The organism is Pseudomonas sp. RIT411 (genome assembly GCF_003057735.2).
Taxonomy (GTDB): domain Bacteria; phylum Pseudomonadota; class Gammaproteobacteria; order Pseudomonadales; family Pseudomonadaceae; genus Chryseomonas; species Chryseomonas oryzihabitans.
In genome coordinates, this window is the sequence record NZ_QBIZ02000022.1 from 24113 (window position 1) to 48161 (window position 24049).

The 24049-nt window shown below is 61.1% G+C and carries 27 protein-coding genes; 26 read left to right on the top strand and 1 reads right to left on the bottom strand.

The window, feature by feature from the left end; genetic code table 11:
• Position 1 precedes the first annotated feature (1 nt).
• The gene (gene traN, locus DBY63_RS21845; RefSeq protein WP_108576345.1) at positions 2-3367 is read left to right on the top strand and encodes a conjugal transfer protein TraN; all 3366 of its coding nucleotides are present in this window, start codon (positions 2-4) and stop codon (positions 3365-3367) included.
• Positions 3368-3412: 45 nt separating this feature from the next.
• On the opposite strand, the gene DBY63_RS21850 is transcribed toward traN, so the two are convergent.
• Positions 3413-4066, bottom strand: a complete 654-nt coding sequence (locus DBY63_RS21850; RefSeq protein WP_093256530.1) for an AcaB family transcriptional regulator — start codon at positions 4064-4066, stop codon at positions 3413-3415.
• A gap of 437 nt (positions 4067-4503) precedes the next feature.
• Here DBY63_RS21850 and DBY63_RS24825 point away from each other — a divergent pair, with 437 nt between their 5' ends.
• From DBY63_RS24825 to DBY63_RS21970, 25 genes are all read left to right on the top strand, one after another.
• Positions 4504-4815, top strand: a complete 312-nt coding sequence (locus DBY63_RS24825; RefSeq protein WP_108576343.1) for a hypothetical protein — start codon at positions 4504-4506, stop codon at positions 4813-4815.
• A gap of 530 nt (positions 4816-5345) precedes the next feature.
• Positions 5346-5927 (top strand): single-stranded DNA-binding protein, encoded by a 582-nt coding sequence (gene ssb / locus DBY63_RS21860; RefSeq protein ID WP_074585413.1) that lies wholly within the window; start codon positions 5346-5348, stop codon positions 5925-5927.
• Positions 5928-5997: 70 nt separating this feature from the next.
• Positions 5998-7125: a recombinase RecT gene (locus DBY63_RS21865; RefSeq protein WP_108576342.1), complete on the top strand. Its 1128-nt coding sequence runs from the start codon at positions 5998-6000 to the stop codon at positions 7123-7125.
• A gap of 68 nt (positions 7126-7193) precedes the next feature.
• Complete coding sequence (locus DBY63_RS21870; RefSeq protein ID WP_108576341.1) at positions 7194-8207, top strand: lambda-exonuclease family protein; 1014 nt, start codon at positions 7194-7196, stop codon at positions 8205-8207.
• Between the two features lie 210 nt (positions 8208-8417).
• Positions 8418-9467: an AAA family ATPase gene (locus tag DBY63_RS21875; RefSeq protein WP_108576340.1), complete on the top strand. Its 1050-nt coding sequence runs from the start codon at positions 8418-8420 to the stop codon at positions 9465-9467.
• The gene (locus tag DBY63_RS21880) at positions 9464-9928 is read left to right on the top strand and encodes a hypothetical protein (protein WP_108576339.1); all 465 of its coding nucleotides are present in this window, start codon (positions 9464-9466) and stop codon (positions 9926-9928) included. Before DBY63_RS21875 ends, DBY63_RS21880 begins: the two co-directional genes overlap by 4 nt.
• A gap of 60 nt (positions 9929-9988) precedes the next feature.
• Complete coding sequence (locus DBY63_RS21885; RefSeq protein ID WP_108576338.1) at positions 9989-10315, top strand: hypothetical protein; 327 nt, start codon at positions 9989-9991, stop codon at positions 10313-10315.
• 196 nt (positions 10316-10511) lie between these two features.
• Entirely contained in the window at positions 10512-11708 is a 1197-nt protein-coding gene (locus DBY63_RS21890; protein ID WP_108582836.1) for a DUF3150 domain-containing protein, read from the top strand.
• Between the two features lie 66 nt (positions 11709-11774).
• The gene (locus DBY63_RS21895; protein ID WP_108576315.1) at positions 11775-13508 is read left to right on the top strand and encodes a VWA domain-containing protein; all 1734 of its coding nucleotides are present in this window, start codon (positions 11775-11777) and stop codon (positions 13506-13508) included.
• A gap of 99 nt (positions 13509-13607) precedes the next feature.
• Positions 13608-14030 carry a hypothetical protein gene (locus DBY63_RS21900; protein WP_108576316.1) on the top strand — a complete coding sequence of 141 codons (423 nt, stop codon included), beginning with the start codon at positions 13608-13610 and terminating at the stop codon, positions 14028-14030.
• Positions 14031-14249: 219 nt separating this feature from the next.
• Complete coding sequence (locus DBY63_RS21905; RefSeq protein ID WP_108576317.1) at positions 14250-15005, top strand: hypothetical protein; 756 nt, start codon at positions 14250-14252, stop codon at positions 15003-15005.
• Between the two features lie 87 nt (positions 15006-15092).
• Positions 15093-15503 (top strand): hypothetical protein, encoded by a 411-nt coding sequence (locus DBY63_RS21910; RefSeq protein ID WP_108576318.1) that lies wholly within the window; start codon positions 15093-15095, stop codon positions 15501-15503.
• An 80-nt stretch (positions 15504-15583) separates the two neighbouring features.
• Positions 15584-16066, top strand: a complete 483-nt coding sequence (locus DBY63_RS21915; protein WP_108576319.1) for a hypothetical protein — start codon at positions 15584-15586, stop codon at positions 16064-16066.
• A 57-nt stretch (positions 16067-16123) separates the two neighbouring features.
• The gene (locus DBY63_RS21920; protein ID WP_108576320.1) at positions 16124-16774 is read left to right on the top strand and encodes a hypothetical protein; all 651 of its coding nucleotides are present in this window, start codon (positions 16124-16126) and stop codon (positions 16772-16774) included.
• Between the two features lie 192 nt (positions 16775-16966).
• Entirely contained in the window at positions 16967-17422 is a 456-nt protein-coding gene (locus tag DBY63_RS21925) for a hypothetical protein (protein ID WP_108576321.1), read from the top strand.
• Positions 17423-17621: 199 nt separating this feature from the next.
• Positions 17622-17885 (top strand): hypothetical protein, encoded by a 264-nt coding sequence (locus tag DBY63_RS21930; RefSeq protein WP_077171999.1) that lies wholly within the window; start codon positions 17622-17624, stop codon positions 17883-17885.
• Positions 17886-18167: 282 nt separating this feature from the next.
• Positions 18168-18509: a hypothetical protein gene (locus tag DBY63_RS21935; protein ID WP_093257653.1), complete on the top strand. Its 342-nt coding sequence runs from the start codon at positions 18168-18170 to the stop codon at positions 18507-18509.
• A 59-nt stretch (positions 18510-18568) separates the two neighbouring features.
• Positions 18569-19066, top strand: a complete 498-nt coding sequence (locus DBY63_RS21940; RefSeq protein WP_108576322.1) for a hypothetical protein — start codon at positions 18569-18571, stop codon at positions 19064-19066.
• A gap of 68 nt (positions 19067-19134) precedes the next feature.
• Positions 19135-20019 carry a DNA adenine modification methylase gene (locus tag DBY63_RS21945; RefSeq protein WP_108576323.1) on the top strand — a complete coding sequence of 295 codons (885 nt, stop codon included), beginning with the start codon at positions 19135-19137 and terminating at the stop codon, positions 20017-20019.
• Positions 20020-20518: 499 nt separating this feature from the next.
• Positions 20519-20659, top strand: coding sequence for a hypothetical protein (locus DBY63_RS24920; protein WP_156522274.1), 141 nt, complete (start codon positions 20519-20521; stop codon positions 20657-20659).
• A 267-nt stretch (positions 20660-20926) separates the two neighbouring features.
• On the top strand, positions 20927-21223 hold the full coding sequence (locus DBY63_RS21955; protein WP_064307007.1) for a hypothetical protein: 297 nt from the start codon (positions 20927-20929) through the stop codon (positions 21221-21223).
• 62 nt (positions 21224-21285) lie between these two features.
• Entirely contained in the window at positions 21286-21933 is a 648-nt protein-coding gene (locus DBY63_RS21960; RefSeq protein ID WP_108576324.1) for a hypothetical protein, read from the top strand.
• Between the two features lie 148 nt (positions 21934-22081).
• Complete coding sequence (locus DBY63_RS21965; RefSeq protein ID WP_064307005.1) at positions 22082-22375, top strand: hypothetical protein; 294 nt, start codon at positions 22082-22084, stop codon at positions 22373-22375.
• 211 nt (positions 22376-22586) lie between these two features.
• Positions 22587-22727, top strand: a complete 141-nt coding sequence (locus DBY63_RS24925) for a hypothetical protein (protein WP_156522273.1) — start codon at positions 22587-22589, stop codon at positions 22725-22727.
• A gap of 414 nt (positions 22728-23141) precedes the next feature.
• A complete protein-coding gene (locus DBY63_RS21970) occupies positions 23142-23939 on the top strand; it encodes a hypothetical protein (RefSeq protein ID WP_108576325.1) in 798 nt (265 codons plus the stop codon).
• Positions 23940-24049: the final 110 nt, after the last annotated feature.

The window sequence follows — 24049 nt, forward strand, 5'->3', positions numbered from 1 at the left end:
GATGCGCAATCCAATCTTTGCCCGGGTGGTCGCCGCTATCACCCTGTTCTTTTACGCCTATGCGTGCCCTGTCATGGCCTGGGCCGACAGCGTGACTGCCTCAGCCGCGACCGGCACTGCGACGGCAAAGGAGGCGCTGAACGCCTGGTCGCCACCGTCCGCCAGCTCAACGGAGATCACCTTTGGCTCGGACGCGGCGAAGCAGTCGGTCAGTATCTCGGAGCTGTTCCCCGGGGTGACCGACTCTTCCAACACCAGCGCGCTCAGCAACATCTACGGCGATGACAAGGCGACGATGGCGGCTGGCAGCGATGCCAACCTGCGGCTGACCTCGGAGGAGTCCTCTAGCGGTGAGGCCTATCGCCTGCTGCGCGGTAACGTCTCCCAGACGCGCCCCGATCTGACCAATGATCCGTTGTGGAACAACACCGACAAGATCATCGACAACCAGGCGCTCTTCAACAAGGAGTTCTCGGACTGCAAGCAGAATACGGAGTACACCAAGGGCACGACCACAAAGCATGTGAGCGAGCTCAAGCAGTGCGAACGGGTGACCGATAAGTCCGGCAGCTACACGCTCAAGCATGAGTACCTGGCAGGGGTCGTCCGATACTACGACGGTCCAGCGAACGTCCAGTCTTGCGGTGAGGGCTGCGTCGATATCTGGCTGGGCCAAGTCGGCAACGACTATTGGCGCGGCAGCTGCACCATCTTCGAAAACGAGATGAAGTTCGAGGTCATCAAGCCCGAAGCGATCCAGAGCGCTCAGCTCGTCTACGCGAAATGGGACGACTACATGCAGGTGCTGGTCGGCGGCACTAAGGTGTGGTCCGGGCCGAACGAGAACTTCCCGCCGGAGACCGCCGGGGCATGCGAGCTCAATACGTCTTGGGAGACCAACCCCGACGTCAACATGACCTCGATTGTCAAAAAGGGAGGTGTCATCCCCTTCAAGATCCGCGCATCTGTCACCGGCCGCGGTGAGGCCTACGCCAAGCTGCGCATTCTCTATGACCCGCAGGAGGTCATCAGCAACGACAACTGGTACCCGCCGGAGGCCGCCGAGGCCGTGACTGCGGTGAACGACGGCGCATGCCAGGGCAAGTTCGTTTGCAACAAAATGCCTGACGTGGACGAGAACGGTTGCGCGGTCATCAACGGCACGCGGGTATGTGAAAGCAGCTTCAAGAACAAGGCCCCGGCATCCGGAATATCGCCGCTGTGCCAAGAGGTATCGGTCGACGCGCAGTGCAACTTCTACAAGGGCGACATGCAGTGCTACACCGACGCCCAGGGCAACGAGCAGTGTCCCACCAATAGCGATAAGACCTGCGCCGTCTCTCACGACATGCGCGTGGTTGAGGTACCCGTGTCAGCTCGGTTTGCGGTAGAGGATGCCCCGGGCGCCGGTGAGACCAATCGGGTTGAGGTCGACTTCCTGGCCGGTACCTACCGGAATACCTCCAGCAACCTACGCAGCGACGGCTACGTGGACCAGGCCTCACTGGACGTGATGTGCAAGAAAGGCACGGACGGCAAGCGGCTTCCACAACGCTTCGCCGTTTCGAGCACCGCGATCTGGACGGGGCACAAGTTTGCCCCCAACACCTTGACCGAGGACTCGCTGAATATCGTTCAGATGCCGACGTGCGACAACGGCCTGAAGATGGTCGTCGACGTGAAAGACACCGGCAAAGGCACGCCTGGCGCGTTCTATGCTCATGAGCTCAAGCTGAAGAACGTGCGCATCGATGGTGAGTCATTCGGTCCCCAGTACTGCATCGATTCGGCGAACAAAATCCAGAACGGCCAATGCTCAGAGGGCGGCAGTGTCACAGTTACCCGGGGCGTGGCCAGCGGGTGCTTGAACCTGAAGGGGGTGACGATTTGCCCGGGCGATGACATGTACAACGCCATGAAGCCTTCCCCGATCAAGGGCGTCGATAAGCTCTTTCAGAACGTCAAGGTGCAGGGGTGCGTGACCGGCGGTCTCAACCTGGACACCTGTACCAAGTTCGAGGCTGACAAGCAGTGCGGCTTTATCTCTCGCCAGTGCGTGGACGGCGCCGAGGGCGAGTCGGGCAAATGCTACGTCACGGAGGAAACCTGGGACTGTGGCCATGAAGTTGAGGTCCCGACGTCGACCTTAAACACCAGCTATCAGTGCGATGGACCTGTTCGTTGCCTGGGCACCGAATGCTTCAGCCCGACGGACGAAAAATCCACCGACTTCGGTTACGCCGCAGCGGCGCTGCAGATTGCCCAGTTCGCGGAGCATGACCTGGACTGCGGTGAGAACCCGACCGACACCTCCACCGACCACAACTGCAAGGTCTGGAAGGGCGAGCCTATGGAGTGCAAAAAGGCGGTCGGCGGTTGGGTCGATTGCTGTGAGGCGCCGGATGGCATCTCGCTCATGGATTACGTGTCGCTGACCATGAGTACCATCAGCCTCACCGAGAAGATGGGCATCATCGATACCTCGGCCGCCTCCTCTGCAGCTTGGACCTTCGGCAAAGAGCTACTCAGTGGCAATGGCTTTGGGACAGCGTGGCAAACCGCCTCGAGTTCTACGACGGGCGCTACAACGATCAGCCAAATGATCGGTCTCGATTTCATCAAGCAGAAAATGATGAACTACGCGGCGGAGTGGACAGCCAATACCTTCGGTACGGCCGCGGCCAATACTATCTTTGCTAGCGGTACCGCAGGAACAGCAGGCACGGGCCAATATGCATCAACTAACGCTGCTACCGGCGCGGTGAGTACCGCGCCGAATGCTACGTTTGCCGCTGGAGTTGCCTCCGCTCTATCCGTCATTATGATCGCGTACACGATCTACACCATCGCAAACATAATGGTCCAGATCATTTGGGAGTGTGAGCAGGCTGAGTTCGCTCTCGCGGCCAAGAAAGAGACCAAGGTATGCCATTTCATCGGAAGCTATTGTGCCTCTAAGTCCCCAATGGGCTGCATCGAGAAGCGAGAGTCCTACTGCTGCTTCAACTCCCCGCTCGGTCGCATCATTCAGGAGCAGGCACGGCCCCAGCTGGGGCGCACTTGGGGTGACGCGGAAAATCCAACCTGCGAAGGGATATCTGTAAACGATCTGTCTAAGTTGGATTGGAGCAAGATAGATATTTCTGAGTGGATCGACATCCTGCAGATCACGAACAACTATCCGACTGCGGACAAGATTAATCTCGATAACCTCACCGGTAATGGCTCTGCATTGAACATGGGCGGAATGGGTAGGAAGAACACCCTTCAGCGTAATAATGAGATCGTAGATAACTTGGAAGAAACATTCCCGGATGTGCGCAACGCATCTGAAAATAGTTTGAGAGGGACGTTCACAGACAAGTAGCTATAAAAAAGGCGCCGTTAAGGCGCCTTTTTTTGGTGAGGTAGATCACGCCGCTGCGGCATCCAGTTCGCTGACAGCGGCTGCGGTTTGCTGGTCGAGGGCGTTCTCTTCGCCGACTTCGCCCACGGTGCGAGCGATCTCTGCGGCATCGGGACTTTTCCGCGCTTTGGCTCGAGCGTCGGTCGCCATGGCCTGCAGCTTGCGCACTACGCGCATGAGCTGGCGCTTACGCTCGTTGCCCGTCATGTCGTTGCGATCAGAGGGCAGGACGCCGAGCAGCCAGGCCGTCTGGGCCTGCACCAGCATCTCATCGAAGCTCTGGATGATGTGGGCCAGGCGCATGATGAGAGGGGTCGAGATCGTGAAGGTGAACGTAGCCGCGTTGTCGTACCGAGCAACCATCCCTTCTTGGCCAGCGGCCTTCAGGATGGCCACGAAGCGATCGCGCTCGTCACTGATCTCTTTTTCGAGCTTGAGGATCAGGCTTTCCACGGCCTTCATCACGTCGGCATGGCTGAACGCGTTGTTCCGGTGTGCGAGGGCACGGGCGATAACGTCTACGGTGTAGAGCGCGCGCGCGGCCCCTTCGAAACAGCGGCGATGGACCTGCTGCGCTTGTTCGGTTTTGAGTACGTATTGGGACTGCAGCGTCGGGGCGGAATAGCTTCCTTGGGGTTTGAAATCGCTTCCGTTGGCCATGGTCGGCTCCTTGGGTTGGGGAGCTTCCACCATAAGGTGGCTATCGCCCAGGCCACGGCTAATTCACCCCGGCGGAGGGAGCGGATTAAGGGGTTTACAGGTGTAGTGGCACAGCGATATTCTGGAGTCTACTTCGCCCAAGCATGTCGCTTGTGTGTCGTACCCCCTGATTCCATCAGGCGGGTCTATGTGTAGCTGGTCACTCTACTAGCACTATCTGGTCACGATTCGCGGTCGTGACTAATCCCAAAAGGGTTTCTATCCCTTTTGGGATGGAGGCCCTTTTTTTCTTGGAGGCCTCCATTCATGAGAAAGTTGATCCTTTGCATCGCTATCGCGTTTGCCTTCGTGCAATACGTTGTAGTCCCGTCTATACAGTCGTCCCCTGCTGCCAATCAGATCCGCGCGCACCATCAAGCGCTCGAGGAGGCTGGCAAATGAAACTGATTCCATACCTTCTGGTTCTGGCTTTCATCTGGGGTCTGTATCGTCTTTTCAAAAATCGCTCGAAAGCACCTGAACGTCAGGAGCCTACGATCGCCTTGCGAGAAGACATCGACGTCAAGCTTGAGTCGCCGCTCTCGGCCGCTCCAGCAAAAGCAGCACCTGCCCTTGTGATTGACCCGCCTGTTTCTGAACAGCCTCGGCTGCGCGGAGCTACGCGTGTCAGTTCTCTGCCGCCAGCAGTCGACTACTCGGAATACGAGTCGCCGGCCTGGCAGCGTAGCGGCAAGCCGCTCAGTTTCTGAGCCGTGGACTGCCCCTCCGGGGGCAGTGCTGCATGGACCTCCCTTGCGGGTGGTCCACCCAAGCGCCCCCGTAGAACGGGCGTTTCGGTGGACCACCCGACGAGGATTTCCACCATGCGACTGAATGTACAAGCCATCTATGAAGTGGATAGTCGGGAGCTACACCTCGGCGAGAAGTCGGTACCTGTACCTGACCATATCGCCGAGACTGTAGACCCGGACGCCTTGGACCTGCGCCGACTAGCGCGCTGGGCCAAGTCGATAGGACTGATCGCCGCGACCGCGCATGTGGCGGTTTGTCCTTGATCCCGCAATAGCCGAGGGGAGTCACTCCCCTCGGAAGCTTTTCCCGCCTGGCCTTGTATCGAGCCCAGCCGGAAGGAGCTTCTCCTGCCCAGACCATGACTTTCGAGCACCCTCTGCAGGGCGCTTGATTGCAGCAGCTGAACTGTTTCCGTCAGCACCTCCCTTCCACCCTGCGGGGCTTCTTCCCCATAGGGGCAAGGCGCCTCGGTTACCGGAGATTTCTCATGGCTCGTGGCGTCAACAAAGTCATCCTCGTCGGCAACGCCGGTGCGGATCCCGAAACCCGTTACATGCCCAACGGCAATGCCGTAACCAACGTCACCTTGGCCACCAGCGAAAGCTGGAAGGACAAGCAGACCGGGCAGCAGCAAGACCGAACGGAATGGCACCGCGTCGTGTTCTTCGGCCGCTTGGCCGAGATCGCCGGCGAGTACATCCGTAAAGGCTCCCAGGTCTATGTCGAAGGCACGCTTCGCACGCGCAAATGGCAAGGGCAGGACGGCCAGGATCGCTATACCACCGAGGTAGTCGTCGACATCAACGGCAATATGCAGTTGCTCGGCGGCCGCGGCAATGGCGCTGCCCAGGGCGGTGACTACGACGATCAGCAGAGCGCACCAGCGCCCCAACGATCGCCGCGGTCACAGCAGGCACCGGCTTCGTCGGCGCCGGCGAAAGATCGGCCGCAGCAGGCACCGCGGCCGCAACAGCAGCCTCGTCCTCAGCAGCAACCCACCCCAGGAGATTACGACTCGTTTGACGACGACATCCCGTTCGCGAAAGTGCCGTATCTCTGCATGCTGTAACGCTTCAATCCAATAACCCTTGCGGGCGTCCCCCGCTCGGGGGGCCTCCGCATCCAATCCGGAGGTTCTCATGTCCCGTTCTATCCAATCCCAGAACACTCAGCAGGTAACCCAGCGCGATCAACAGGCGCAGGATCTGCTCAGCGATATCGAGGCGGAATGCATCCAGATCGTCACCCGTTCGCAGAGCGGGGTGAACTGGGCGCAGGAGGCGCTGTTTGCCTACCACGCCATGCTGTCCAACGAAACGCTGATGAAGTGCGCAATCAACAACAAGCTCAGCTTCAAGCTTGCGATGCAGCAGATCGCAGCGACAGGGCTGACGCTCAACCCCACCGAAAAGATGGCCTTTCTGGTTCCCCGCCAGGGCAAGGTGATCGCTGACGTTTCGTTCCGCGGTTTGATCAAGGTGGCCACCGACAGCCGCGCTGTCGATATGGTGGTGGCGGAGGTCGTCTACAGTGGCGATCGCTTCATCTACCGAGGTGCGACTGCCGAGCCTGAGCATGTCTTCGACCCGTTCCTCGACGTGAGCGAGCGCGGGACGTTTCGCGGCGTCTACACCACCGCCTACCTGGCAACAGGACGGGTCATGGTGAAGGCGATGCGGGCGGCGGATGTGTTCAAAGCACGGGACATGTCGGCGGCCTGGACCTCTCAAGGTCCTGGTAAACGCGGTCCCTGGGAGACGCACTTCGAGGCGATGGCGATCAAGACCGGTATCAAGTCAGCGCGGAAGTACTGGCCAACGACCAACCCGGTGCTCGACCAGGTCATCGATTACCTCAACACCGAAGGTGAGGAGGGGATCGCTGGCACACCGCTGAGCGCTCTGGACGGTTTGGCCAACGCGTCGATGGTGCAGGCGTCCGCGCCGGTATCGCAGGCGCAGGGCGGTAACGTCTATGACCACGTCGGCGACCAGCCGCATGATCGTCGCCAGCAGGAGACGGTCAATGAGCAGGTTCCACGTGAGCAGCCCGGTCGCACCCAAGTGCAGCCGGCCGCCCAAGCTGCTTCTGGCCAAGGACGTGAGGTGACGCGCGAGCGAATCCATAGCGTCTGCGACCGCGCGGCACGAACCCGCAGCTGGGAAGGGGCCTGTTCCTGGGCAGAGCAAAACCTCACGGGTGAGGCTCTGACCTATGCACTGGGTCTTTTCAAGCAGAGGCAGGCCGCGCAAGCACAGGCGGCATAGCCCAAACCCAACCCTAACGGGGCTTCATCCCCGTTGGGGCTGGGGTCCCTCCTAACCTGGAGGTGATGATGAAGATTGTCGACTTGCGCCAGCGCACGCCGGAATGGCACGCCTGGCGCCGGCAGGGCATCACGGCGACCGCGACAGCGGTCATCCTGGGCCAGCATGTGGAAAAGACGCGCTGGCGGTTGTGGGCGGAGCTCACTGGCCGTGTCGCGCCGCTGGATCTGTCCATGATTCCTCAGGTCCGCCTGGGCATCTTGCATGAGCCGTATGCGGTCGCCTGGTTCGAGGAGCGGTACCAGACCACGCTCCTGCCGCTATGCGGCGAGTGCGCGACGTTTCCGCTTCTTCGCGCCAGCTTCGATGGCGTCGACGACGACGGTTGCCCGGTCGAGGTGAAGGTCCCCTCGGACAAGAACTTCGACCTGGTGCTGGAGCAGGGCGAGAAGAGCGAGCCCTACCGGCTCTATTGGTGGCAGGTACAGCACCAGATTGCGGTGGCTGGCTCGGCCAGGGGCTATCTCGTGTTTTACAGCACGACCCGACAGCCCCTGGTGTTCGAGATCCGTCGCGATCCGGACACCATCGAGCTCATCAAGCAGCAGGCGCAGTTGTTCTGGGAGTTGGTGGTCAGCGAGAAGGAACCTGAGAAGGATCCTCAGCGCGACTATTTCACCCCGGTCGACGGTGCCCTGGCGCGCTGGGCAGCGACGGCGCAGCAGGTACGCGACGTCGATGCCTTGGCGAGCACGCTGCAGGAACAGCTGAAAGCCCTGAAGGGCCAACGCGAAGCCCTGCAGGCGGATCTGGTCGAGCAGATGGGCGGGTACATGCTGGCAGAAGCGGAGGGCGTTCGCGTCGTCCGCTACCAGCAGGCCGGCAACATGCGGTGGAAGGATCTCTTCGAGAGCCGAAAGCTGCAGGCGACTGAGGAGGAGCGTCAGCGCTTCCGGCAGGCACCCTCTGAGCGGGTCCGGATCACCCTCGATTCGGATCACCCAATCACGACTGCCGCGCTGGAGGCCATGAGGCTTCCATCGGTTGACCAGGAGACGGAATCTCAGGCATTTTGCCTGTGAGGATGAGGGGGCGCGAAAGCGCCCCTGTCTCTTGCCTGGAACGTTGCGGTAAACCTCCGGTTTACCAGAGCTTTCCCGGATCTGTTCTCTGGCTATGCGGCCCGAGAGCGATAACGCAGCTGTGCGTACTCACAGCAATCATTGAAACCCTACAGGGGCCACCACGCCCCGTAGGGGAGTGGTGCGCCTCCAACTCACTGGAGACTCACCATGAACCTTACCCCTTGCGTCCCGATGTCCGCCTACGGTGTTACTGGTACGAACGCTGACACTATGTCGCCTGCGTTCGCCGCCGAGAATCACCCGCTATTCGACCTGGTACCCAAGCACAACGCGCAATTCCTGTTCCGCACTGAACTGCGTATGCCCGTGATGAACTTCCTGACAGCGTCGGGCGGTGACTCGCTGGCACTCGTAGGCCCTACCGGCGCCGGCAAAACGTCCGTCGTCGAGCAGATCGCAGCGCGGATGCGGTACCCACTGCGCAAGGTCAATGCCCACTCCCGCATGGAAATGCCTGAGCTCATTGGTCAGATGTCGTTGCAGTGTGATCCTGTCACCGGTGATCAGCAGACCGTGTTCGCGCACGGGCCGCTGGCGCTGGCGATGAAAGAGGGCAGCATCTTCCTCCTGGATGAAGCTGACTTCCTGGATCCGGCTGTCATGGCCGGCCTCAACGCGGTATTGGAAGGCGGCGCCCTGGTGCTGGCCGAAAACCGTGGTGAGGTCATCGTGCCGCATCCCAACTTCCGCTTCATCATCACCTGCAACACGCGGGGTCAAGGTGATGAGACGGGCCTCTACACGGGTACCTTGTCCCAGAACCTTGCGTCCTGGGATCGGTACCGCATGCTGGAAGTCTCCTACCTGACCAAGGAGGAGGAGCTCGCGGTTCTGCAGGCGACGCTGCCCCAGGTCGATGCGACGATCCTGAGCACCATGATCGATGTTGCCAATGGAGTGCGTCAGCAGTTCATCGGCAATCCCGACCAGGCGCTTAAGGCTGGCCAATCGGGGCTGACGGTCACCTTCTCGACGCGGACCCTGCTGCGCTGGGCCCGTATCGCGACGACCTACAGCACCGCTGCCAGCAAGCAAGCGAACTTCCCGTTCGCCTGCCCTCTGGCGCAGGCGCTGCGCGAGGCACTGACCAACCGGACGGACAAGCCCATGCGACTGGTGATCCATACCATCGCGAAGGACAAGTTCGGCGCGGCCTGGGCAAATGATCCTGTCGTTCCATCGGTAGTTAAACCGTGACGCTCTACTTTGCGCTGGCCCCCGCGGACCAGAACGAGTTCGAGCAGGCGAATACGCAGTGGTGGGCTGGCCAGGCATTGTCTGGCTTGAGCGCTGCTGCGGCATCTCTCGGAATCTCCGGCGCCTTCGAGGCTTTGCAGGCTTCCTTCGGGAAGCTTGCCGCGGGCTCGGTGGATCCGGAGTACGAGGTCGAAAAGGTTGTGATGCTCATTGCACTCAAGGTAGCTCTGGAGGAGCCGTCGAATCTGACCCTGTCAGACGATACCGGCGCCACATTGGAGCCCGCTCGGCCGGATGGCTGGGACCTGGTGCTGCAGCGCGTCTGCAACCTCACCGATGCGTCGATGCCGAAATGGCGTGATGCCCTGGTTACCCTGGGCGTTATGCCGCGGCCGATGGATCTTTCGAGCCTTGTGGTCGCGGATACGGCTGCTTCAGGCGAGACGTCCTTCTGCTTTTAAACCACCCTGGCGGGGCCATCCCGCTGGGGTGGCCTCCGTCCCTTACGATGGAGCGATGCAATGCAACTGAACCTCACCAAGTCGATCGAGCTGTCCAATGCCCACGTCACGCAGGAAGACTTCCTGCTGCTGGACCGGATGGCCGCCGACTATCGCGACGTTCTCAAGACCGACGACACGTTCGTGCCAGCGGTGCTTGAAACTCGCCATGGCTATGTCATCTGTATCGGCAGCAGGACGATCGCAGGCCTCATCGAGGCCGGCGCATCGAAAGCCTTCAAGGACATCCTGGACTACTGCCAGAATGCTCATGACGGCGCGATCATGTACCTGGCGTTCGACCGCGACGCTGAAGTCGAGGACGATCTGCCCACGTTTGACTGGTGAATAGGGGCCTTCGGGCCCCCGTTCTCTGAGCCCGATTTGCTATAGTCGGCTATAGCAAATCCGGTTCTCGGCCGCCTCCATGTGGAGGCAGCTGCGAAGTGCCAGCTGGGCACTCAAAACACCAGCAGCTCATCTCAAACCCAATGGGGGTCTCTCCCCATCGGGGAAGACTCCCGCCCAAACCGGAGTCTTCACCATGCAAACTGCTCAACCCATCAAGGAAATCGAAACCCTCAGCAAGCTCTTGCTGGTAGGTCTCGACGTCAACATCTGGTCCGGCCGCAAAAAGCTCCGTATCGAGGACCTCGGTCCTGGTGTGGATCTGCCGCCGGCGGAGCTCGCATCGCTGGGAAGCAAGCGGATCATGGATCCCGAGCAGATCAAGCGGTTCGACAACCTCAAGCGCCGCGCCCATCGCCTCCTCGAGAGCGAAGGCGTGCGCTTCCTGGGCGGCTACGGCATCCCGAACGACGCGGCTCCGGCCATCGCGAAGGAGCTCGACGACATCCAGCGCGAGTTCGGCCTTGAGATCAAATCCTTCCTCGACAACTACGACTCGAACTTCGACGCGTGGGCGCAGAAGTGGGATCAGGATCCGAAGTGGCAAGCTGCGATCGAGAAGGCCAAGACCCCGAAAGAGGTCGTGGCCCAACGTTTGGGCTTCCGCTACACCCTGGTGCGCGTGGTGCCCGACAAGTCCGATCCGGCCCTGAGCAAGGGGCTGGAGCAGGAAGTGGAGGGTCTTTCCGGACAGCTGTTCCGGGAGATCGCGGACGCGGCCGAGGACCTGGTGGATGGCAGTTTCGCCAACAAGTCCTCTGTCAGCCGCAAGGCGGTCAGCGCAATCCTGAAGATTCACCGCAAGCTCACCTCGCTTGCGTTCTTGAATCCTGGGATTCATCTGGTCGCCGAGCACATGATGTCCGTCATCGAGCAGCTCCCCAAAAGGGGGCCGTACGAGGGTGGGCATTTCCAAACGCTGCAGACGCTCATGCTGTCCTTGAGTGACGAGCGCAACATCTCGAAGCTGGCCACGTCCTTCGCGGCATCTGCTGCGCAGACTGCCGCCACCGGTGGCGTGCCGGCGGCGAGTGTCGTGATCGAACAGGCCCCGGCAGCTGCTGGTGCCGTTGTAGCTTCTGCTGCCGTGATCGAGCAGTCGCCGTCCCCTGCGGACGACGGCGGCATGTCCGTTGGCGAGCTGCTCGATGAGATCGCCGGTCAGCAGGCAGCACCTGGTCTTCAGGATCTGAGCTCGGTAGCTGCAGAGCTGCAGGCCCGGGCTATTGACGGGCAGGTGATCGATACCCAGATGTCGGCGTTGGGCGTTGCTGCGTCTATTGCCTACATCCCAATGCCGACTACCCAGGACGCCTTGGACTTCTGCATGTAAACCAACCCCCCGGGGGCACCTGCCCCCTTTGGGGGTGGTGTGTCCTCCACTACTGGAGTGACAGCTATGCAACGTTCTCTGAGCAACGCCTTCCCGATCATCGCGCGCTACTTCTGCGACGACCTGGGGGTGCGCATCGAGTTTGGTGGAAACCAGCCGGCGACAAAGGACAAGGTGATCTACCAGCCGGTGCTCAAAGATGAGTCGCCACGCATGGTCAACGTCTCCCTCGGGTGGACGGCCCATGAGTCGGCGCACATCAAGTACACGGACGATGAGCCCTATGAGCTGGCCTATGCAGTAAGCCCCTTCATGGGTCGCTTTCTGAACCTGCTCGAAGACCTGCGGATCGAGAAGCGCATGATGGAAGACCATTACTGCGCCATCGAGCCACTGCGGGTGACTGCCCAGGAGGTGTTCCAGAAGCCTTGGAGCGCCGACGGCAAATCCGAAGCGGTGGTTTTGCACGACGCCTGCCTGATCATCGGCCGGGCGCGCTTGCTCAATCAGCCGATCGAAGAGGTCGCCGTTGTCCTGGACGCGGCGTTGGCCAACACCTTTGGTGCCGGCCGACGCGCGAAAATCCTTGGTCTACTGTCCACGGTCACCGGCTTGCCGGATACCGCGGGGGTGTACCAGCTGGCGCATCGGATACTCGATGTCTTGGATGAAGAGGAGCCTCAGCAGCCCGACGCTGGCGCGGATCCAGATCCTGCGCCGCAAGGTCAGGACCAGGGCCCGCAACAGGGCCAGGATCAAGGCGCTCAGCAAGGCCAGGATCAACCTGGTCAGGGTGAACAGGGCAACTCCAAAAAGGGCGATCAAGCAGGTCAAGGCGACGCGCAAGCGGCGTCCGGCCAGCCTGGCGCCGATCAGCAGGGCGCTCAGCCAAGCCTGAAGCAGCGGGTGGTAAACGCTGACTCACAGGCCATGCAGGACGCGCTTGGGGATGTCTCATCCCAAGCCGCTACCCTGATCAGCGCCAACGCCGGCGGCACAAGCTCCACGCCGAGTTCGGTGCTGGCGCACGCTGTCGGTTCACAGGCTCTGCAGCAGGACGTTGTCACCAACGGACGCGCCGCCTCCATGGGTCTGCGGCAGGTGCTCAACGGCCTCATTCAGGGCAGCCAGAACGCACGGGTCACCGTGCGCAAAACGGGTAGTCGCCTGGATACAGCGAGCCTTGCACGGGTAAGGGTTGGGGAAAACCGGATCTTCCGGAAACAGGAACCCGTGCAGCGCACCAATGCTGCTATCCAGCTGTTGCTCGATGGCTCCGGCTCTATGGGTGTGAAGACCGGCGGGCGCAAGCCTATCCAGGTTGCGGAGGAGGCGTGCTTTGCGATGCTTACGGCATTGGAAGGCATTGCCGGCGTTACCAGTGGTGCGATGGTCTTCCCTCGGGGGGATCGGGAGCAGGTCGGTGTTTTGAAACGGCACGGCCAGAACCTGGCCAGCGCCGTAGCAGAACAGCGCTTCGGCCTGACCGCTTCCGGCGGAACACCGTTGGCCAGCGCCATATGGCCGGCCGCCGGCGACCTGCTGCGCGCCAAGGGACAGCGGAAGGTGCTGATCATCAGCACCGACGGCGACCCGCGGAACGTGACCGACGTGATCGATATGGTCGCCCGGTGTCGCGCTTCAGGGATCGAGGTGTTCGCGATCGCCTATGGCGAGGCGAAGGCCACGAACCTGCAGCTGATGTTTGGCACCGGTCACTGGCAGCTGCTGGATGACCTCGGGCAGTTGCGCAGCGCCCTCCAGGCGCTCGTGCAGCGTGTGTTGACCCAGGCCGCCTAACCGCGGCCGCAGATCTACCAACCGCCTCACGGCGGACAACCCACCAGGGGACATACCTCCCTGGTGGGGGGGGTGTCTCCTCCTTACCGGAGGCATACCATGCAACTTGCGCTTTCTTTCACCGAAAGCTCGTTTTGCGAATTTCCCTTACCGCAGCGCTTGCCCAGGCCGCGGGTCAAACGGGCGCCTCGCAAGACGAACACCGTGGTTGATATCGAGCAGCTGTATTTCGACCTGCTGGCCATTCCGGACAGCGAGGTCGACACCTACGTCTGGACTGACGCAGACATCGATCGCGTTCGCGAATACATGCTGCATCACGCGCTGGGCGTTCTGCTGGACCGGCGCAATTCGCTGGCGTCTCGCCAGGAGCATTGGGCCTGGGTAATGGACGAGGAGGACTTCGGTCCCTTCTCGTTCAAGACCTTGGCCTACTTCGCCGGCGTCGACAGTGAGTTGCTGCGCGAGGGGTTGGTTCGAACCCTCACCAAGCACCAGGTCCTCGAGCAACTGACGGTGTGATTGCTTGACACCTCCCCCCTCACCGGGGGAGGCTTTTTCTCGAGTCTCATGGGCAGAGCGCCAGGCTGCGCCGATCAGATTCTCCTCGACCTCTGTTGGTCGAGAGATACCCAGCTGGAGGTTTCCAGCACCTATCGTTCCGGTCCGTCCGGAGCATCACACCCTTGGGGGCACGTTCCCCCTCGGGGTGACGTGTCTCCTCTCTACGAGGAGCTCACCATGCGTTATCAACTCACCCAGTCACCTGTGGTCGATGCCCTGCTCTTTCCCTATCAAGCTCCGGCGGCTTATCGCACCCGGGCGGATTACGAGCAGCTTGATCGGCTTCAGCGTGAAGCACGGCAGGACCGGCAGCGCGAATTCGCGCAGCGGCTACACGAGGCCATGCAAGACGGTCCCTGCTCGCTGCGAAGTTTCCCTTCGCATGCAGTAGACACCGCCTGGCAGGACTTGCCGCGGTTCCATCACGCTGCGCAGTTCATCCCGTTTGAAAGGTCGACCCCGGCTGCCGGGCAGGACTATTTCACGACGCCGCCGGCGAGCCTTGCTGACTACGAGGGCTTCGACGTCGGCGAGGATCTGCCGGTACCCAATGAGACACCTGCTGTCCCGTCCAAGGCGGAGCGGCGGGCGCCCGCATCGGCGGCGTCCTCGGACGTCATCGACTGGTCCGACGCAAAGGAAGGGGTAGTCAAGCAACATGGCCGCTATCGCTATCGCTTCGAAAGGAATTCCTCATTCTCCTACCTGGTTCGCTTGGACACTGGTGGGGACGTGTGGGGAATCGAGCTGCAGCAGGTCGTCAATGAGCTGAACATCGAGGTTGGTGATCGGGTGCAGCTCAAGCGCATGGGAAAGGAAACTGTCGAAGTCGACGAGAAAATCCTCGACCCCGATGGCAACCCGACCGGCACACGCAAAAAGCGCGTCACGCGCACCATCTGGCGTGGCCGCATCCTGCAGAAGCGCGCCTGATCGCCGCCGGCATTTCCGGCATCAACCTACCCTGAGCGGGCCACTCCCGCGTAGGGGGTGGCCCGCTCTTCAACTGGAGAGACGACCATGACACAAGCCGATTCGGTACCCACTTTTCGCTTCAAGCAGCGCCTAAGCTTCGCTGGCCAGTGGGAACACGATGTGTGGGAAAACGGCCGGCACTACCTGGTGATTGTGGGGGACAGCTCCCACCGGCACCTGCGGGACTTGATGAGCGGCCTCACCGATGAGGAGTACCTGCGCGATGTGGTTGGTCGCGAGAACCTCATCAGCTGCGTCAACCAGTCTGCGCCTAGCGCGGCGCTGGTGGATGCCTTCAACGCCTGGCGACAGGATCTGCATACCGAGCGCCTCAACCGGCTATGCAGTCAGCCCGAGCGCTATGGTGTGATCGAGCAAGACGATCCGGTTCGCAAGCCCTATCCCATAGTGCATGCGGCCCGATACGAACCAGGGGTCGGTTGGGTGCGTACCTGATCAATCCTCGATAGACCTTCAACCCTCTGCGGCCTTTCTCCCGCGGGGGGAGGGGCCGCTCTCTTCATAGGAGCTTCCCCATGACGACTACCCAAACCGTGCCTTCTGCTGAGCTCAAGCGAACCATGCTCAACCTTCGGGTGCGGTGGCGCTCGAGCTACCAAGGCCGCCATTCGTTCGACTGTGTTTTGGACGGCGCATCGTGCCGGTTTGAGGTTCAGACCGAGCGCAGGATCCGCGATACCTACTCGAACCTCTCGCCAGAGGAGTTCGAGCGGGACGTCAACGGGTCAGTCGGCCTGGTGCATTGCGGCTTGCCGCTGTCGCTCGAAGCCGTTGCCGGGCTCAACCGGTCACGCTACGACGAATACAAGGCGCAGATCGATCTGATCCTGGCCCAGCCGGAGAAGTATGGCGACTACACGCCGGAGCCTTTTCGGATTTACCTCGGCGGGGTGTGGAGTAAGGAGGCCGGCTGGTCTCGCCTCCACACGTTCGATGAGGTGCTAGCGCTCAGCGGTATCCCGCCTAGTGAAGCGGTAGACGGTACGCAACACCCATAACCCACTGCGGGATCACCCCGCACTGGGATGGTCCCGCTCCCACCCAGGAGCAAAACCATGAATACCCATCAAGCCCTGCTGGTCTGTCAGCTGCTACTCAAGCGTGCAGGTTCTCGCGTGCGTCTACGGCAGCCCTCGCATTGCGGGACCGATTTCTGGTCCTTCACCGTCGTCGGCCGTGGTCGCCTCGGCAACCGCATCGTGGTCCCGTTCGTCCATAGCTTCCAAGGCTATCGGATCCTGGGAATCCTCGATCAGACGGGCCGCAACGCTCGTTGGAGCGGTCTTGGCCAGGCGCTCACCGGATGCCGCCAGCTGGCGCACTACGGTGACATCGGCCAGGTGGTCGTCCGTTTCGGACAGCCTACGCTGCTCAAGGAGTATCATCTGGGCTCGCCCGAGGTGATCCCACGGCTGTCGCCGACGCTGCGCAAGCTCCTGACAACGGCGCCCGCAGCCGATCAGCTGATCGTGCGGGACCGCAACACCGGTGACGACGTGGTCACCAGCACGCTGCCCGGGGAGGACGTCGCTCAGCTGCTGAGCAGCTGCCTCGCCGGCGCCGCGGTTGCAGCGCCTGGGAACGCCTCACAGCTGATCGCTGAGTTTGGTTTGGACCTGTGCTTTGGCACCGGGACTGATCGCGGGATGCTGCTATCCCGAGAGACGCTGTGGCGGACGCGTTCCGCCCTGCTGACTGTTGCGTGACACACCTGCCCCCACCCGGGGGCGGGCCTTCTACCGAGTCTTTTGAGCAAGAGATGGCTTGCTGAGCAGACTTCTCCGTCATCGATGTCGATGCCGGGAAAGCCAGCTGACGCCTAGTCAGCACACCACCAACCCAGCGCGGGGCTGCATGATCCCGCGTGGGGATCATGGCCTCGCTTCAAGGAGCAGACCATGAACGATCGTACCCTTCACACCCTCATCGCCGCTCTGCGTTTCTGGCAGCTGCATGAGGGTCAGCATCCATCGCCTTTGGTGGATGTGGCCAGCAACGACGGTGAGGTCGACCCGCTTTCCTCCAGGGAGATCGACGACCTCATCGAGAACCACCTGAACGCAGGCGGCGCCGGCCAGGAATCCTGGTTGAGCGTTAAAAGGGAGGGATTTGGTGTCGCTGTCCTCCTGGACGATGGCAAGCCGACCCTTATCCAAGCCACCGGCCTGCCGGCCGGCGCGCGCGTGCAGGTTTTTAACGAGGTCAACCTCGAGCATCTGAGCCTGTATGGCCCTGGCGAGCTGGGCACGCTTGTGATGGCCACCGGGCACAACCGCATCTACGTCAAAGACGTCACGCCTGAGCTGGAACAGATAGGCAGCGTCGACGACCTGATGCATCTGGCAACGCGCTAGGTCTGGCGCGCCTATGCGCGTGCAGGAGGCCTTGCCTCTCATGCGTAGCGCCGGCTGCAGCTACACCCAATACCCCGATCGCGTGATGAGCGTGATCGGCTAACTCAGCGCGTCCTCACCGGCGTGACCTGAGCTTCAACCCTAGCGGGCATTCATGCCCGCTAGGGGCGTGCGTGCCCGCCTCTTTCGAGGTGCATGCATGACCATCATTCTTCAAGCCGCGAGGCTGTTGGGACCACGCCAGATCGGCCGACGCGCGAGCGTCACCACCGATACGATGAAGATCCTGCTCTGGGAGCTTTCGGACGGTGCGGTTCTGGAGCTTCACCGCGAGGTCATCCCCGGGAAGCGGTCGCGCTTCACCCTGGTCCGAGAGCGCGGTGATGGCTTTGAGGACCTGCTGGTGTACTACGAGCGCGGGCGCGCCCGGGTCTTCAGCCCCAATCGCTACGCAGCCGCGTAGACGTTCCCCCTCTGGTCGCTCCGGCGGCCAGAGGGGGCTCTGCTGGCGTCTGCCGAGCCGCTTCGCTATAGTCGGAGCGCGCCTCGACGCCTGAGCTGGCAGCCCAGCACCCTTCCTGATCCGTTCGAGATGGCTTTCCCAAGCCCGGCTTGCGAAAGCGATCTTTTCTGTCCCCGCATGTGCGGTGGCAGATTCCTTAGCTGACCTGGTCAGCACCTCACCCACCTGCGGGGCTACTGGCCCTGCAGGGTCATAGCCTCGCTTCACTCTGGAGCGATCGGCATGAACCTCTACCACTGCACGTTTGAAATGGCTGATTACCGGGTGACCGCCCAGGTAGCTGGTCTGAGCACGGTCGACGCGGCGAGTCGCTTTGTCGTGTCTCCCTTCGGCAAGCGGCTATTTCGCCACATTGCGCCGCGGGCAACGGCGGCCGGCGCCATCATCGGTTTCTTCGATGGCAGCCGGTACGTGATGGCCTTGCCGCTGTGGCGCACCGCAGCGCGCGACCAGTTCGGCAAGCCTCGGTGCCTCGTTTCGGCCTGGAGCCTCACGACTCAGGCCGTCGACGACCTCTGCTTCGATGCTTCGGCGGTTGCCCGTCGCAGCGTCTCCGTTTCCTAACCCCCTGGGTGGTCATGTCCCCCTCGGGACATGACCACCTCCTACTACCGGAGATAGTCATGAAACTCACCTACACGTGTTCGCTCGTTTCCCGCGGTTTCAAACTGGTTGATCAAGCTGTCGGTTACGACATGCAAGATGCCGCCAGGCGGTTCCTAACGGACGGCATGGGAGCGTTGGCGGCGCAGCGGTTCGATATCGGCATCGTCGACGGCCTTCAACGCATTCCTGAGGCGCACAGCTTGGATCCCTTTATCCTGAAGGGTGGCGTTGATACACAGCAGCCGTGGTCTCTCACGGTCACCTTGGAAGGCGACGAGGACCAGGTAAATGTGTTGGTGCATCAGACAGATAGCGGTGACCTGCTGCTCTACAGTGACGGACGGGTGAACCTCTATCACCTGAAGGTCGGCGACGACAATTGGGACGCCGAGTCGGATCCGCAGAGCTGTGTGATGCTCGAGCGCCAGGAGTTTTTCGTGGCCAGGGCTGTTTGCGGTCCTAGCGATATAAAGCGGCAGTTACAGGCGCTTGCGCATGTAGCGGCTAGCAACTGATCTACAACTCAACCCTATCGGGGCATTACCCCCGATAGGGGGTGTGCCTCCTTCAACTGGAGCACATCATGAAATTTCCGAACTCGATCCTTTCTTTCCCGGACCGTGGACCCTGGGGCAATAGCCGCTACCGCGGCAATTGCAGTGGCCACGTCATCCAGGGCTTCTTTGCGACCTACCACCGGCGCAAGGACGGCCTGGCGTTCGATCCCAGCATTGGCGGGGGCACCTCGGTCGAGGTGGCTCAGGAGATGGGGCTGCGTTTCAAAGGTACCGACCTGCACCAGGGCTTCAACCTGCTGCTGGATGATCTGCAGACGTTCCTGGGCGAGGAGGCACATTCGTGCTTCTGGCACCCGGCGTACCTGGACATGATCCAGTACAGCGGGAACGTCTGGGGTGAACCCAATCGGTGGGACATGAGCCGCATGGCGATGGGGGAGTTTGTTGAGGCGCTGGAGCTGGCCTTGATGAACATCCACGACGCCATGGAGCGCGGCGGTACCTACGGCATCTTGATGGGCAACCTGCGCCGGCAGGGGGAGTACTTCAATCTCTCTTCGCTGGTGGAGCGGGTCGCGCCCGGCAAGCTGATCGACGAGCTGATCAAGGCGCAGCACAACTGCGTCTCGGACCGGCGAACCTATGGCGGCAACGTCGTACGCATCGCGCACGAGAAGCTGCTGGTCTTTCGCAAGGAGCGCGGTTCACTGCACTTCCTGGCCAAGGTCCAGCAGCGCGCTCAGGCCATGCAGGGCATCACCTGGCGCGCCGCGGTGCGTCGGTTGCTGCAGGGCGGCAAGACGCTGCACCTCAAGGAGATCAACACGCAACTCGAGGCCTACGCGGCTACCCGGGCGAACAACCATTGGGAGGCCAAGATTCGGCAGGTCGTCCAGGACGAGCGCTATTTCGAGCGCGTCGCGCCTGGCACCTATCGACTCGCGGCATGACGATCTCGCCCCCCTTCAGCCTGGCTGAGGGGGGCAGAGACCGCTTCGGCAAGAGCAGCTTGCTCAAGCGGTTTCAGGCAGACCCATGGTGGTCTGTTTTGAAAAGCTGGTACCACCAGCACTTACTAAACCGACGGGGTTTAACAACCCTGTCAGGGCGTTGTTATCCCGTCATAACCGGAGATAACAATGTTGAAAAAAATAGGTCTATTGGGCGCATTCGTCGCTCACGTGCTCGTAGGGGTGTTGTTCTTTCTAATCCTGGCTTCGGCCGCTCTGCTGCTCGCTTGGTTTACCCACCAGGTCGGCACATTGGAATACGGAAGACCGCTCGTCCCTATCCTTACAGTGCTCGAAAAAGCGGTTCTCTATGGTGACTGTGCGTTTTTTCTGTGGTGGGTGATAAAATCCACTATCAAAGCGTGCAAGAACCTAGACTAAGATCGGTTGATGGGTTGCTTGGCAGCCCTTTAATAGGACATCACCAGAGGAAACAGCTATGAGTGAGTTCATTCGTGGCTTCAAGCGCGGCGCAAGAGAGACCATGTACGGCTACTGGGCGCCCGCCGTGGCTTTGTGGAGACTGCTGTCGAGCACTACGGACGATCTGATCCGGAAGGCGAACCAGGCAGAGAAATAGAGCTTTCCTTCTACATCGGCGGCGGTCCAGGCTTGCCTGCGCCGCTGCACCCGTTCCTCTTGCTGGGAACGCCGATGTCGATCTAGGGCCCTTGTGGCTCTGGATCGGCGGATCGGAAACCGTTTCGCAAAGCAGGCCTTTGCAAAGCGGTTTCAGCGTGGCCAATGGTGGCCGCGTCGAAAGGCAGCTGATCCTCTATCAGCACATCGATAAACCCTGGCGGGAGCTCTCCCGCAGGGACTGGTCTCGCCCTCTACCGGAGAGACCATGGAAGTCACCGCTCCCCACCTTGCGAACTATCTCTACTCAGGCTTCGTCTCGACGTTTTCCGACGTTGAGCGTGAACGGCTCTGCCAGGTGTATCCCTGGGCCAGAATCAACTTTGCCGAAGGAGAGGTGGATGTCCACACGAGCTTTCGCGCCCGCCTCACGGATGGGCGCACGTTGCTGTGTCTGTTCCCTGAGGCCCTTGGCGATCACGTGCTGATCGTCGACACCCCAATGGAGCTGCTCAAGCAGACCCTGATACCGCTCGTGTCCATCGAACGCATCATCTACTCATAACCCCACCCAGCCGGGCCTAGTCCCGGTAGGGACACGGCCTGGCTCTACCAAGGAGCTAGACCATGAATCACAAAAACGCGGTACGTCCCTGTGCCGAAGCGGATGCCCTGAAGCTCGTGCAGTCGCTGCGTGCGCTCGACGCCAAACAGCTGCTGCAGGCTGCCATCGAACGAGGGCTGACCTTCGGTGACTGCATCAACGCTTTCGGTATGACGCCTGAGGAAAGCGCGTTCGTGAGCGCTGCGCAGGCAATGCCGGACGACGACATCGAGTTCGACGACAGAACCGTTGTGTCGCGTAGCGAGCGCGGTGCATTCGTGCACTGCTGGCACTTCGTGTCGAATGCTGCGGCCGGTATTCCGGAGCCGTCAGAGATGCTGGAGGAGTTGCTTCGCTTCGCTTCCAGCATTGAACAGCCTCAAAGCATGCGATTGCAGATGTCGAGGGGAGCGATGGCGCAAGTCATGGAAGTCCTGGAAGACCAGCTCGACGAGCTTGAGGGCGTACCGTGTGAGGTCTCGCCCATGCGCATTGAGTTTGGCCCCTACGCTTTGGACATTCTCCCCTCTGCCCTCGTCATCGAGTTGGTGAGTGGTGCCAAACCCCAGGGGTTCTCTCCGGTTCTCGCGGAGGCGCTGCTCAACTGGATCGAGCACCAGGGCAACCTGCTCGACCAGTTGGCGGCTGAGATGTTCGTAGCAGCGGCCTGAAGCCAGGCCGCGCTGTAAGAATCTTTCACTCGATCATGCGATCGGTGAAGACGATGTAGCTGAGCATCTTCCTTCAGCACTTCAACCCACCGCGGGGATCTCTGTCCCCGTGGGGCAGGGGTCTCTGCATTTTCGATGGAGGCCTGTTATGGGAGACCATAGCAAGAAAGACCCTGCTGTCCGCGTTCCCTGGTACCACCCATTGATGCACTTCGCCGGCCATAGCCTGGTCGGTACCGGCATCTTCCTCATCGTCGCCATGCCGGCGGTGCTGCTGGGATACCTGGTGCACAAGCTGCGGGAGTACAACGTCGCTGAGTTCACGCTCACGGTGCTGTTCTTCCTCGAGCACACCATCCTGGTGGTCGATGCTTTGCTGTTCCTGTCCTACCTGGGCTTTACGTCCTGGAAGGCATTCAAGGAGATCAAAGATGATCACTGAAGGCTCGAAGGTAAGAAGAGCGGTAGCGGAGTTCATCACGGCGGCCCGCGAGGCACCGCGGATCTACTTCGCTCCGTTACGCGGGGCTATAACCGGTGTCACTTTGCAGTGGCGACAGCTGCAAAACTGCCACCAAAACAGTGGCACAAAGCCGTTGTGATGGCACCAGCCCGGGCGTATGCTCAGGACATGTACTGGCGAGGAGCCGACCATGTTCCGACATCACCTGGTGCGTTTCTTCAAAACCTTCGCTGCTGAGTTCGTCAGCGCTGCCAAGCAGGCGCCGGCGATCTACTTCGCACCTTTGCGGGGCGCGATCAACGCGGTAAAGGCGCAAGCTCGCAAGGCTTGAGCGTAACCCTGGCCAGCCTCTCTTCCGGGAGGCTGAGCTTTCACCGATAGACGTATCAGCGGGCCGCAAGGCCTTTCCCCACGGGACTTCTGCTCCCGATGGGGGCAGGGTCCCTCCCAACCAGGAGGTGCACCATGGCCGAGATCATCAATCTGGTGATTGTCGTTCTCGATCTGCTTCTCTGAAGCGATCACTCAAGCGAGTCCCCGCCCATGCGGCGGGGCTTGCCTTGAGTCTACTGCGGAGTGCCCCTCAGGCAGCCCACAGTGGATTCTCGATGGCGCCATGGTGCGCCCTCGTGATGCAGCAGCTGAGCTCTTCAGCACCGGCCTTTCGTTCTGATAGGCCAACCCTTAACCCGCGCGGGGTCCATCCCCGTCGGGGCTGGATTCCGTGCTCACCGGAGATCCAGAAATGTCTATCACCACCGCGCTTACCACCATGATGGCCCGCCAGCTCGAAAAGCTTGGCTACCCGTCCGACGACGTGCGCTTCTCCCTCGGCTATTGCCAGGGCGACGGCGCAAGCTTCACTGGTACGCTCGATATCGAAAAGCTTGGCCCGCGCCTGGTACCGGAGATCCTTCCGGCGATCTGGAACGAGCTTAAGGAAAACGCTGACCAGGACGAGGAGCTCACGCTGTCTCGAGATCCAGGTCGCTATGTACATGAGCGATCAACGTCCCTGAGCGAGTCGGCTCGCAGCATTGAAGGTACCGCCGCGGAGGTATACGGCGGCCCTACGCATAAGGTCGCATTCCACCGCTTCATGACGGCCTTGGAAGAGGACGTCGTGTCTACGGGGGCGATGCTTGCGCGCATGGGCTACAGCCTCACTGAGCGCTACCTGCGCGAAAGCGTCCAGCTGCGAGTCTTTCGCCTGGATCGCTTTCGTGTGGAGCTCAACGCCTTCGAGGACGAGACCTACAACCCGTTCGAATGGCAGACCACCGACGATGAGCTCGATGAGCGAATCACGGCGGTCATGGAGGAAAAGCTGCGCTTCTGCGCACTGGAGGCCAAGGTCTACCTGGTCACTGGTGAAGAGGAGGGTGGCGACATCCTTCTCGCCGGCAAGCACGTCTACGGTGTGGAGCTTCCGGAGGGTCAGCGCGTTTGCAGCGACGGCCGCGAGGTCATTCACGAAGCTATCGGTACTGCCCGTCAGTACCTCAACTCGCTGTCCCTACCGCGCCTGCGGCAGGCAGCCTGATCCAACCAACCCCAGGGGGGCTTATCCCCCTCTGGGGGCGAAGTCTCTCTGGACCACTCCCCAGCGCCGGGGCTTCCCCAAGCTCCCGTCTCGGGGGTTTCGGGAAGCCC